10 protein-coding genes are annotated in these 12,145 nt (G+C 45.7%); 5 read left to right on the top strand and 5 right to left on the bottom strand.

Annotation, left to right across the window (positions count from 1 at the left end):
* Nucleotides 1-39: 39 nt before the first annotated feature.
* Nucleotides 40-1,359 carry a UDP-glucose dehydrogenase family protein gene (locus tag EGI20_RS00160; RefSeq protein ID WP_498628622.1) on the bottom strand — a complete coding sequence of 440 codons (1,320 nt, stop codon included), beginning with the start codon at nt 1,357-1,359 and terminating at the stop codon, nt 40-42.
* Between the two features lie 96 nt (nt 1,360-1,455).
* On the opposite strand from EGI20_RS00160, the gene EGI20_RS00155 reads away from it, so the two are divergent.
* From EGI20_RS00155 to EGI20_RS00135, 5 genes are read left to right on the top strand one after another with little or no spacing between them, the layout of a single operon-like run.
* The gene (locus EGI20_RS00155; RefSeq protein WP_498628620.1) at nt 1,456-2,412 is read left to right on the top strand and encodes a glycosyltransferase family 2 protein; all 957 of its coding nucleotides are present in this window, start codon (nt 1,456-1,458) and stop codon (nt 2,410-2,412) included.
* A complete protein-coding gene (locus EGI20_RS00150; RefSeq protein ID WP_498628619.1) occupies nt 2,393-3,610 on the top strand; it encodes an O-antigen ligase family protein in 1,218 nt (405 codons plus the stop codon). Before EGI20_RS00155 ends, EGI20_RS00150 begins: the two co-directional genes overlap by 20 nt.
* A complete protein-coding gene (gene rfaQ, locus EGI20_RS00145; RefSeq protein ID WP_498628618.1) occupies nt 3,607-4,680 on the top strand; it encodes a putative lipopolysaccharide heptosyltransferase III in 1,074 nt (357 codons plus the stop codon). The genes EGI20_RS00150 and rfaQ overlap by 4 nt, the downstream gene beginning before the upstream one ends.
* A 1-nt stretch (nt 4,681) precedes the next feature.
* Nucleotides 4,682-5,782, top strand: a complete 1,101-nt coding sequence (locus EGI20_RS00140; protein WP_498628616.1) for a glycosyltransferase — start codon at nt 4,682-4,684, stop codon at nt 5,780-5,782.
* A gap of 5 nt (nt 5,783-5,787) precedes the next feature.
* On the top strand, nt 5,788-6,750 hold the full coding sequence (locus EGI20_RS00135; protein ID WP_498628613.1) for a polysaccharide deacetylase family protein: 963 nt from the start codon (nt 5,788-5,790) through the stop codon (nt 6,748-6,750).
* Here the strand turns inward: EGI20_RS00135 and EGI20_RS00130 are convergent.
* The 4 genes from EGI20_RS00130 to EGI20_RS00115 form a co-directional block, all read right to left on the bottom strand.
* Nucleotides 6,717-7,946: a glycosyltransferase family 4 protein gene (locus EGI20_RS00130; RefSeq protein ID WP_498628611.1), complete on the bottom strand. Its 1,230-nt coding sequence runs from the start codon at nt 7,944-7,946 to the stop codon at nt 6,717-6,719. The two genes, EGI20_RS00135 and EGI20_RS00130, sit on opposite strands and share 34 nt — an antisense overlap.
* A complete protein-coding gene (locus tag EGI20_RS00125; RefSeq protein WP_498628609.1) occupies nt 7,943-9,070 on the bottom strand; it encodes a glycosyltransferase family 4 protein in 1,128 nt (375 codons plus the stop codon). Before EGI20_RS00125 ends, EGI20_RS00130 begins: the two co-directional genes overlap by 4 nt.
* Before the next feature lie 52 nt (nt 9,071-9,122).
* Entirely contained in the window at nt 9,123-10,874 is a 1,752-nt protein-coding gene (gene msbA, locus EGI20_RS00120) for a lipid A export permease/ATP-binding protein MsbA (RefSeq protein WP_498628607.1), read from the bottom strand.
* Nucleotides 10,875-10,969: 95 nt separating this feature from the next.
* Nucleotides 10,970-12,106, bottom strand: a complete 1,137-nt coding sequence (locus EGI20_RS00115; protein WP_498628605.1) for a glycosyltransferase family 4 protein — start codon at nt 12,104-12,106, stop codon at nt 10,970-10,972.
* Between the last annotated feature and the right edge of the window lie 39 nt (nt 12,107-12,145).

The following is a 12,145-nucleotide window of genomic DNA, read 5'->3' as shown; positions in this document are numbered from 1 at the left end:
TGAGAAGAAGCAACTCAACCTGCTCCCTCCGCCAAACAATCAACGCCCAATCGCCAGATATTCGAAGCCTTCACCACGCAACCATACCGGGTCATACATATTGCGCCCGTCAATAATGAGCGGATGCTTGAGCGCAGCACGGATACGATCGAAGTCCGGTGCACGGAACGCCTTCCATTCGGTAACAATCAGCAACGCATCAGCACCGAGCAGCGCACTATCCATGTCGGCCGCAAAAGCCAGCTTGGCATTATCCCCCATTACCCGCCTCGCCTCATCCGTTGCCACCGGATCAAATGCCACCACTTCGGCGCCACGACGCGTCAACTCGGCCACAATGGCCCGGCTAGGTGCCTCGCGCATATCATCAGTATTGGGCTTGAACGCGAGTCCCCACATGGCAAAGCGACGGCCAGTCAAATCCTCACCAAACTTCACAACCACCTTGTCTACCAGACGCAGCTTCTGTGCATCATTAGCATCTTCAACCGCATTCAACACACGCATGGCGTGACCGTTTTCACGACCGATAGCAGCCAGTGCCTTTACATCCTTGGGAAAGCAGGAGCCGCCATAGCCTGCCCCAGGGTAAAGGAAGTGATAACCGATACGCGGATCAGAACCGATACCCTGACGTACCCGCTCGATATCAGCCCCCAAGGCCTCGGCCAGGTTAGCCAGTTCGTTCATGAATGAAATACGCGTTGCCAGCATGGCATTGGCAGCGTACTTGGTCAGCTCAGCAGAACGTACGTCCATAAACAGGATACGCTCGTGGTTACGCTGAAACGGCGCATACAGTCGGCGCATGGTCTCGATTGCCCTCTCGTCTTCGGCACCAACCACGATACGATCCGGCTTCATAAAGTCCTCGATCGCCGCACCTTCCTTCAGGAACTCTGGGTTGGAAACCACGCTAAACGGAATCGTCTCACCACGCTCAGCTAGCACATCCATCATCGCCGTCTTGACTTTATCAGCAGTACCCACCGGAACCGTCGACTTGTCGACCACCACTTTGTGGTTAGTCATGTAGCGTGCAATATTTCGCGCAGCAGCAGTAACATACTGCAGGTCGGCCGAGCCATCCTCATCCGGCGGCGTGCCCACAGCGATAAACTGGATCTCGCCGAATGCCACCGACTCGGCCACATCGGTGGTAAAGCTCAGACGGCCAGCAGCCACATTGCGACGTACCAGTTCATCTAACCCCGGCTCATAGATCGGTATGCCGCCTTGCTGCAAGAGCTCAATTTTTTTGGGATCAAGATCCAGACATAACACATGGTTGCCGACTTCAGCCAGGCAGGTACCAGTAACAAGGCCCACATAACCGGAGCCGATGACGGTGATTTTCATGGATATACTCATACTTTAAAATACACCAAGAATAGCATGCAAAAAGCAGCTCTGGTAAGATGATGCAACTAACACCAATTTAAATAGGCGTCAAGCATGGCCGATAATACAAAAAAAATTGCTATCGTAATCATTGCGCACAACCAAGGCAGATATCTTGACGCTACTTTAAATTCCGTAAAAGAACAAACCATAGGTTTGAAAAACATAGAGGTTATTCTTGTCGATGACAGCTCGGATGATGAAACCAGCCATATAATACAAAAATTCAAAGAAGAAAACCCGGAAGAAACAAAAACAAAACGCGTTACATTTAAAAACGTAGGAAGAACTCGCAATACTGCGGTCGAAATGGTAACAACTCCATTCATGATATTCTTGGATGGAGATGACATACTAAACAAAGAGGCATGCGAATTTCTTTTAAAAATATCAAAAGAATATGGCTGTGATTTCGTTATATCAAAACTAAAAAACTTCTATTCCTCTCAACCAGATAATAGTCAAGAAAAAGCAAAACTAAACAACATAGAATTACTCACAAAACACAATGCAATTTCACAACTACTCTATCATAAAAAATACATGGGGCATTTAACTGGATGCCTATTAAAAAGCGACTCGATGAAAAAAAACCCATTCCGACCAATAAGCTGCTATGAAGACCTTGACTTAACACCCAGCATAATAATGTCTTCCAATAACATTGCTTACGCCCCATCCCCAATTTATTTTTACAGGCAAAATAAAAATAGCACATCAAAAAACATTGATGACACAAAAGCTGCAACCATGGTAGAAATATTAGATAAACTCAAAAACCTACCTAAAGGCATAAAACAACAGCACTATTATTTTAGCCTATGCGTAAAACAAAGCAGTGTACTACTAGACAATACAAAAAACATAAGCGACACAACCATAACATCGATATATAATTTATTGAAAAAAATACCAATCTTTTTATTCATACTATCCCCATACGTAAGAATAAGCAGGAAACGGTTAATAATTCAAATTATACTAGGCAAAAATGCAAAAAAATATAGCTAACGATTTAATTGCTGTACTATGCGGCTTAAGCATAGCTTTAGCATTCATAAACCCCGCCCTATCAAGAGATCTATTCTACACTTCCACCGGACTGGCAACTCTCTATTTCATAGTGAAAAAAATAAACCCAGCAAAAACAATGGGGCTAATTGGATTTTCATTTATTGCATTTGGATTATACAAAGTAGGCCGCACTCTACTAGAAACGGGTACATTAAATCCCAGTGCTGATGCATTACAAGTTTATCTAGCAACCGGATATAGGTTTATTCTTGGCGCGTTTTTAATCAGCTTTTTAAGACGAAAAGAATGCAAATTAGATTCATTGATGCCAATTTTCCTTATTACATCCCTCCTAACATCTTTTTACATCGCCTCTACTGACGTCTTAATTAAAGGATTAAGCAGGGGTGGAAATGACATAGGCTACCGGGCAACAAACTTTTCTTATATGGTAACGGCAATATATCTCACCTACCTTGGCCTTAGTATAAACAACACTTCAAGGAATATTGTAAATACAATAACTATCTTCACAGTTTCACTTATGGCATGGGCCACTATAATATTAACCGGCACCAGAGCCGCCATGATAGCAATAGCTATAGGTTCAATGTTTTTACTTATAAAAAGCAACATTAAATTCAAAAAAGAAACAACATTAGTTACATTACTACTAATAACAATAAGCAGCGCTGCGCTATACAGCAACCATATAAAACCACGAATCATGGAAGCACAACTTGACATATCCAGCTACATAGACAATAGCAACAAAGCGACATCAATTGGTGCAAGATTTGAAATGTGGAAAGCCGGAATAAAATCATTTGAGCAGAGCCCAATACTTGGATTAGGCTATCATGGACGCGAAATTTTTATAAAAAACCAAGTCTCTTTAGGAACACTGGATCCTATCACCGACCACTTCAGTACGGTCCACATGCACAATGAGTTGATTGAAGAACTATCCACAAGAGGATTAATAGGTGGGTCCCTGCTAATATTGATATACATTGCAAGCATCACCACCCGCACCTCAGAAAAAAATAAACTAGCACTATATGGTACAGCATATAGCTACATGCTTTTTGGACTAAGCGACGTATTATTCTTTAGCCGCGAATCCAGCTCGTTATTTATACTACTAATAGCGCTAGTAGTAATCAATAGTGAAGAAAAGAATATTTTAAAATGAAAATAAATAATCAACATAAAAATATACTAGTAATAAAATTACGTCACCACGGTGACGTATTGCTGACCACGCCTACACTTGAGAAATTATCAAGTATTTATCCAGAGTCCAGCATTGATGTATTGCTTTACAAAGAGACCACGCCAATACTTGACAAAAACGAGCTAATCAACAACATCTTCCACATAGACAGAACAAGAAAAGGAATACAAAAAGTAAAATCCACAATAGACCTAATCCGTAATTTACGAAAAAAAAATTACGATTTAGTTATACACCTATCTGATCAGGGGCAAGGTGCATTTATTGCATGGGCTGCAGGAAAAAATACAGTTATTGGCTTCGACTATCCGAAACGCCGGGGTACACATTGGTCACGATTTTTTACTCACTTAGCCCCAGTTGCTAATAGCAATACAATTCATACGGTCGAACAAAATTTGATGGCATTAAAGCCACTTGGAATTGATTACGAACACGACCTCCCCGGCATGTCTTTGCAAGTATCAGAAGAAAGCAAAATAAAGGTGCAGCACATGCTATCAACACAAGGGATTAGCACGCCTTATATTGCTGTACATCCTGCGTCACGATGGTTTTTCAAATGCTGGGAAGATGAACGCTTTGCTCAAGTCATACAGACCCTGGCAGACCAAGGGTGGCCAATTGTACTTACTTCAGCTCCAGACTCCAAAGAGTTGGCACTCATAGCCTCTATAGTGAGGCAGACAAACTCTGAAAAAATAATATCACTAGCAGGTAAACTCACCTTACCCGATCTTGCTGCCGTTATTGTAGGTAGTCGTTTATTTATTGGCGTAGATTCAGTCCCAATGCATATGGCAGCAGCGCTTAAAAAAGACACTGTTGCCTTATTTGGTCCAAGTAAAGTCAATGAATGGCGCCCATGGATGACACGCTACGTATTGATCAATGCCGCTGATTTTGGCCCACTCATTGATCCGGATGATGTTGATACCAGCACTACTGAACGTTACCTAAAAAACATTCCTATCACATCCGTATTGGAAGCCGTACACAATTTGCTAGAAAATAAAAAAGAGAATTGAAATGCCCCAACCACTTATCCTATTTATTATTGATGGCCTAGCGGGTGGTGGCGCAGAAAAAACTGTAATTTCACTTGCATCAAAATTAGCTGAACTAGATGCTGAAGTCTGCATCATCTCACTACGCGACGTTCAGGCATATCCAGTTCCTGAAAATGTTCGCCTGATTAAAGTAGCTGACAACTACCATGGCCCATTTAGCAGACAAACAGAAATAAGACGTAGAGCCAAGCAACTTGATGAAAAATTACAACAACACTTCCCGAGCCGAATTATAAATTTAGCAATATCAAACCTACCAAAAACAGACCGGATTGTTGCTGCAAGCAAAATACTGAGTAGTGCATGGATGTGTTTGCATGGCGCAATCGCAAGCACGCAACTGCAAGAAAAAAATGGATTACGTCGCTGGATAAAAACTCGACAATTACGAAATACATATAACAAAAGAAAGCTCATTACCGTTTCAAATGGGCTACAAAATGATATTACCGAAATCGGACACGTCAAACCGGAAATAATGATTACGATTCCAAACCCTTTTGACTTCGATAAAATACGCTCAGCATCCAAACAACCATGCCCCTTGCATGGTGAACAATATATTATCCATGTTGGTAGATTCCACCCAGTGAAAAGGCATGATCGTCTTTTAGAGGCATTTAAACTAAGTAATTACCCTGGAAAATTAGTTTTGCTAGGTTGTGGAACCGAGCAAGAAACATTATTACTTAAAAAAATATGCACACAGCTTGACATCGAAGATAGGGTATTATTCTTTGGATTCAAAAAAAACCCATACCCTTATATTCGCCATGCAGAAGCTCTAGTACTCAGCTCAGATTTCGAGGGATTTGGCAATGTTATTATCGAATCTCTTATTTGTGAAACACCTGTAATTAGTACCGACTGTCCTTACGGACCGCGCGACATATTGACTGGAAATTTTAGACGACATTTGGCCCCACTGAATGCTAAAGGACTGGCTAAGACCATAGTTTCCGTCTTAGAAAATCCAGAAATTGTCAGCGATGATTTTCTTAGAAAATTCGACATAACATATATCGCAAAAAAATATCTTGAATTAGCTAATCCAAAATAAACACCATGAAAAAAATACCTTTCCTCATCACCATAGATACAGAAGGTGATAATTTATGGGGTGATGCTCCAGTTATCACAACGAAAAATGCACACTACCTGCCTAGGTTTCAAGAGTTATGTGAGCAATATAATTTTAAACCAAGCTACCTCACTAATTATGAGATGGCTATAGATCCAACTTACCAAGTATTCGCTAAAAATGTCATTTCCCGTAACACGGGCGAGGTAGGAATGCACCTTCATGCATGGAATAGTCCTCCGCTCAGTCCCCTGATTGGCGGAGATCCGGCAGGAAAGGCTTATCTGATCGAATTTCCGGAAGCCGTTATTCGAGAAAAGGCCGAATACATGACTTCCTTGCTTGAGGATACTTTTGGAGTGAAAATGCTAAGCCACCGTGCAGGGCGCTGGGCATTCGATACTAGATATGCGCGAATACTACGTGAACTGGGCTATAGGGTCGACTGCTCGGTCACACCCCATGTTGATTGGCGACAAACTCGAGGAGCCATCTCTGGCGGGACCAACTATTCTGCATTCCAAGAAAATGCCTACTTTATGGACTCGGACGATATATCCAAGCCTGGAGATTCGAGTCTGCTACAAGTACCGATGAGTATCACTCGGAAATATCCGGCGTGGGTTGATGCACTCAAAGGTGGAATCCATACATTACGCGGGAAACAGAAATCGCCATCTCTGCAATGGTTACGCCCGCGCGGGGGCAACGCAAAAGGCATGATTGCTGCGGCTGAATTCGCATTGAAAAGTAGAAAAACACATGTTGAATTCATGCTGCATTCATCCGAATTCATGCCTGGAGGAAGTCCTACCTTCAAGGATGAAGAAGCTATCGAGCAACTCTATGTTGATCTTGAGACCCTTTTCAAGTTCCTAAGAAATTACTGTAAAGGCCAAACACTTGCCGAGTTTCATTCCGATTTTTCAATTTCCAATCGGCAATGACTCCGCAAAACACTATACATTGACCTTAAGTATTCATTGTAGAAAAAGCCGGATCTAGCGCGCTTAATGGCTTTCCGGCTCATCTCATCATATAAAGTACTACTTTTCAACAGGAAATTCACTACATCGGCAACGTCTTTTGGGTTCAACAATTTCGTTGGTACCAAAGTATCATGCTTTGGATCATATACCTCAGTAGAAAATTCCACGCTGGCATTAGTATCATTCCGATAGTGTTCAATAGACAGGCTTGGCTTTAAACAGAAACCGGTCTCTCCATCCGCGACAATTTCAGGATAGCCGTCAATATTACTGCAAACGACAGGTATGCCGTGAGCCATGGCCTCAAGACATACTAGAGGCATAGTCTCGTGCATTGAAGTACTAACAAATAGATCAATACCATTGTAAAACATTGGCATATCATCGACCACCCCCAGCAATTTTACCTTATCCGCCAGCCCCTCAGATAAAATCAGCCTCTCGATGGCATCTTGCTCTGGGCCCTGTCCGGCTATAACAGCTTCAACATCAACTCCCTGTTCAAGCAATAATTTCACAGTCAGAACCAACAACCCTACCGCCTTGAGAGGCACTAAACGCCCTGCGACTCCAAGCCTGAAAACTCGGTCAGAATTGAGTTTTCGCGCAACCGAAATCGATGGCAGCAGACCGGGACGAACAGGATTCCGGCATATTGCGACAGACTGCTCAAATTTGTGCTTGAGTTGCAACATCCTACTCGCAGCTCTAGATGCGCCAATCGCAGCAGTAACATAGGGAAAAAAACAGTCCAGTTGATGTTGAGAATGGGAATACCAGCTCATTCCGTGTTCATAGTAGATCACGGGACAGGGCAGCTTTTTCCCTGTCGCGCCAAAATCAGTGAACTGATTCCATACCAGAATCAGATCAGGCTGAATGCGACGGATCAAGGCCAGACGACGCCATGCTCTCACCGCGCGTGGTTTACGAGGTAATTTAACGAGTCCAATCTGCTTGGGTGACACAAGTAAACGGCTTGCATTGGCGACTGGCTCACGAAAGCGAGGAGCCATATTCAGACTATCGGCAATCGTGTAATGCTCGACCTCAAGTCCAAGTGGTGGAGGTGCCTGGATAAAGTCGGCAAACATGGTTTCGACTCCACCCACCTTATCCAGATCAATCAGATGAGCAATACGCAAATGTTTCATTGGCTTAAATTCCGACGTGCACGTTTGGCCGCCTGCTGATACGCCTCCAGCATCCCCTTCATCATAAAATCGAAGGACATGTACTGCCGTGCATGCAGATAAGCAGACTCACGTAAACGCTCAGCCAAGGCCTTATCCCGTAGGATACGCTCCATCGCCATAGCCAAAGCGTGTTCACTCCCGGGTTCGCATAACAAGCCGGTATCTTCGTGTGTGATCATTTCCGGCAGACCTCCCGTTGTCGTTGCAACGACATTTTTTTTCATCAGAAATGCCTGTGCAACCAAACGCGTTTGAGCTTCGGTTGCAACCGAAGCGATGACGACCATATCCGCCATAGCCAACCAGTTTTCAATATCCCCCTGATAGCCGAGAAATCGAATGCGGCTGCCAAGCTCATCGCCGGCCGCCGCCAGTACTTGCGCCTTGTAATCCTTGGTCTGCCCTGTGGCCTCGCCGAGCTGAATACATGTCACCGTAGGATGTTTAAGCAGCATTTCACGACATGCCTGAACAAAAAATAGCTGCCCCTTATCTGGCCGGATCATGCCTACATTGGCAATTACATAGTCGCCTGCACCGATGCCCAATCGGGCACGCATGACTTCTCCATCTCGCTCGGGACTGAAGCGTGTTTCATCTACTCCAGCAGCAGCCACATGCACCCGCTCAGGCGAACTCAATTTACCGGCGCACAATATCTCCCTAACCTTACCGGCGGTCACCACAATTCCATCGTTACCATGACGCCATAACAGGCGCTGTATACGGCTGCTACGCACAGGATCGGTTACATGGCGTGAGCGGACAATGGGTAAACCGCTAAACCATTTGATATAAGCCCCATAGGTGCTATCGCGATTGCCATGGCAATCCAGCAGTTCAATTTTATGTGCCTGCAGGAATTGCTTCAGCTTGCGAAATGTTGCAGGATTTGCCGAGCCTCGAATGTCCAGTTCAAACAGCGGTACATTCCGTTTCGTTGCATGCCTGGCAATAGCAGAACCGGGTCTGGCAATAATCCAGGCTTGATGTCCGTGTTGATTCAACCATTCGGTCTGCTCCAAAATACGTAATTCCTGCCCGCCCCAATCCATAGAAGACTCTATGTGCGCCATGCGCATAAGCTAATTTCCCTACTCGTTGTTTAGCTACCGCTTGGCAGCCAGATATCAGTCAGACTTCATTCGCCCTGAACTGCAAGCGATTCAAATTGGCATACAGCCCATCCTTGGCTAGCAAATCAGCGTGTTTCCCCGCTTCGGCAATTCTGCCCTGATGCATGACCACAATCCGGTCTGCATGCTCAATTGTCGACAACCGGTGAGCAATAACTAAGGTAGTACGATTCTTCATCAGGTTTTCCAGCGCACTCTGCACCAGACGCTCGGACTGTGTATCCAGTGCACTTGTCGCTTCATCCAGAATCAAAATCGGCGCATTTTTCAGAATGGCGCGGGCAATGGCCAGACGCTGACGCTGCCCACCCGATAAACGGGTTCCATTTTCACCAATCAAGGTTTCAAATCCTTGCGGCATTGCCTCAATAAACTCGAGTGCATTGGCTGCCCGAGCCGCCTCACGGATCTCATCTATACTCACCTCGCCAATACGGCCATAAGCAATATTGGATGCAACGCTATCGTTGAATAGCACGACATCCTGGCTTACCAATGCAATATGTGCCCGCAAGCTACTCAACGTAAACTCAGTCAATGACGTGCCATCAAGCAGAATCTGTCCGGCACTTGGCTCATAAAAACGGGGAATCAAGCTCGCCAAGGTTGTCTTACCGCTGCCACTAGAGCCAACCAAGGCAACCGTTTCGCCGGCGCCAATATCAAGATCAACACCTGACAGTGCCTCACGCTCTGCACCCGGGTAACAAAATGATAATTGACGGAAGCTGAGTGCCCCTTGGGGAGCCCGCAAATGGCGGGTGCCATGATCAGGCTCGCCATGCTCGTCGAGGAAGCCAAAAACACTTTCAGCAGCAGCCAGCCCTCGCTGTATAGATTGGCTAATACTGGTAATCCGCTTGATCGGAGCGAATAGCATCAACATGGCCGTCAAGAAGGACATAAAGTCCCCCGCAGAAAAATTCCCGGCCTGTGCCTGAACGCCTGCGTAATAAAGAATGACAGCCAGAGCGCACGCGATAATCAACTGTGTCACTCCGGTACTCGCAGCACTGGTAGCACGCTCTTTAACCTGATTATGGCGTATGGCCTCTGCCGCCCGACCAAAACGCTCAGCCTCATAGGCCTCACCGCCATAGACCTTAACTACGCGCTGGCAATCTATACTCTCACCCAATACCTGAGTCAGCTGCGCCATATCCTGCTGGTTTTTGCGTGATAGTCCGCGTAGGCGGCGACTAACAAAACGAACACACAAAGTCACCGCAGGCATGACTGCCAAGCAAATCAACGTCAATTTCCAGTCGGTATATAACAGCAGGCCAAGCAAACCAATAACGGTCACGCCATCCTTCACTGTGACCGTTATCACGTTAAATCCTGCTTCGCTCACTTGAGTTACATCAAAAGCAATACGCGACAGAATACGCCCGGAAGGGTGGTCATCGTAGTAGTTGACAGGCAATCGAACCATACGCGAAAACATTTCCTCGCGCAGGCTTTGAACCAGATGACCCGACAACCAACTGGAAGCATATTCATTGATGAAACTAGTCGCGCCTCGCAGTGCAAAAAGCCCAACAATAGCTAATGGCGTCCAGATGATGGCAGCAGGATCTCGATCGACAAATCCTCCATCGATCAAAGGTTTCATCAAGCTTGCAAACAAGGGTTCGGTCGCCGCCGCGACGACCATGGTCAAGATGGAAAGAGCAAATACTTTCCAGTACGGCTTGAGGTAATGCAGCACTCGCTTATAAAGCGCAAAGCTGGTCATTTCTTGGGGCATAAAGGAGAGCCTGCGTGAAAAGCGCGGATTATAAATCAGAAGCAATAATCTTAGAACATTGCTGCCTAAACAAAGACTTACTATTTAATGTAGAGTTAACACATAGAACCCAGCAAGGTTTGATAATGCTCCAGCAAGGTTTCAGCCATCGTCGCCAAGGTCAAAGGCTCGGCACACTGGCGTGCATTGAATGCCATCTCAGGCCAAGCTTCACGCCTAGTTAGCCACTGCCCTAACTGCATTTGTATTGTCGAAACTGAAAGCGCGTCAGCTACCCAACCATTTTTTCCATTGTCAATGAGTTCAGCAGCACCACACTGCAAAGAGGTGAACACCGGCAAGCCACAGGCTAGCGCCTCGACACAGACATTGGGAAAAGGGTCATAAAGCGTAGGCAAAATGAAAGCATCGGCCATACCGTAAAAAGGTTTGACATCATGCTGGGGGCCGGTGAAACGTACTCTCTTGCTGACCCCTAATTTTTCAGCCAACACTTTATAGCGCTTCAGGTGTTTATCCCCTCCCACTACGATCAAGTGCAAGTCCCGATGCGGAACAATAGCCTCAAGCGCGCGAGCCACCCCCTTGCGTTCAAAGCCGGAACCGACATAAAGCAGTAATGGTGCAGCAGCAGGAATATCCCAATGCGCACGCATAGCAGTACGGTACATACCCTGCAAGCGTGGATGAAATGCCTCGGTATCGACTCCATTGTAAATCACAGCAAAGCGGTCATCGTCCAAGTGGAAAGCTTGCTGAATCTCGCGCTTAACCATGTGCGAATTACAAATCACCAAACGTAAGTCAGGATGCAGAAACATCGCGCGCTCGGCAGCACAAACGTAATGGTGATAAGGATTAAGTTTCAAAGACCACTTACCCGCACAGGAAAGCGTTTGACGACGCAAGTCCAACCAGCGCGCGTGAACGCCATCACCGGCACGGTAGATATGACAACCCGGAATGCGCTCGTGTGACTGCACTAGGTCAAACCCTTCACGCTGCCATAAAGCTCGCGCCGCACGAGCAAAGCCCCAATCACGCCACACATTGCCGAGATAAAAAGGGTCTACCTTGAAGGTGGAAACCCCAGCTATTTTTTCCCAATGCCTGGCAAGCAGACTGACGTCAAGCTGCCCCTGTGTCGCCAGCGCATCCAGTGCTCGACTGACAAAACGCTCGGCGCCACCTGCCGAATTATATTTTTGCCGGACAATGGCTAAGTGGGTCATAACCATCTTTTGATGAGGCTCGGACATACGTCAGGATAA

The sequence above is a fragment of the Aquitalea sp. S1-19 genome (assembly GCF_024343515.1).
Note: the sequence above shows the minus strand (reverse complement) of the source record. Positions and strands in the feature narration are given on the sequence as shown.

Excerpts from the sequence above, each read along its gene's own strand:
- msbA (WP_498628607.1), bottom strand. The coding sequence starts at position 10,874 with ATGCCCCAAGAAATGACCAGCTTTGCGCTTTATAAGCGAGTGCTGCAT.
- EGI20_RS00135 (WP_498628613.1), top strand. The coding sequence starts at position 5,788 with ATGAAAAAAATACCTTTCCTCATCACCATAGATACAGAAGGTGATAAT.
- EGI20_RS00130 (WP_498628611.1), bottom strand. The coding sequence starts at position 7,946 with ATGAAACATTTGCGTATTGCTCATCTGATTGATCTGGATAAGGTGGGT.
- EGI20_RS00140 (WP_498628616.1), top strand. The coding sequence starts at position 4,682 with ATGCCCCAACCACTTATCCTATTTATTATTGATGGCCTAGCGGGTGGT.
- EGI20_RS00125 (WP_498628609.1), bottom strand. The coding sequence starts at position 9,070 with ATGCGCATGGCGCACATAGAGTCTTCTATGGATTGGGGCGGGCAGGAA.
- EGI20_RS00160 (WP_498628622.1), bottom strand. The coding sequence starts at position 1,359 with ATGAAAATCACCGTCATCGGCTCCGGTTATGTGGGCCTTGTTACTGGT.
- EGI20_RS00115 (WP_498628605.1), bottom strand. The coding sequence starts at position 12,106 with ATGACCCACTTAGCCATTGTCCGGCAAAAATATAATTCGGCAGGTGGC.
- rfaQ (WP_498628618.1), top strand. The coding sequence starts at position 3,607 with ATGAAAATAAATAATCAACATAAAAATATACTAGTAATAAAATTACGT.
- EGI20_RS00150 (WP_498628619.1), top strand. The coding sequence starts at position 2,393 with ATGCAAAAAAATATAGCTAACGATTTAATTGCTGTACTATGCGGCTTA.
- EGI20_RS00155 (WP_498628620.1), top strand. The coding sequence starts at position 1,456 with ATGGCCGATAATACAAAAAAAATTGCTATCGTAATCATTGCGCACAAC.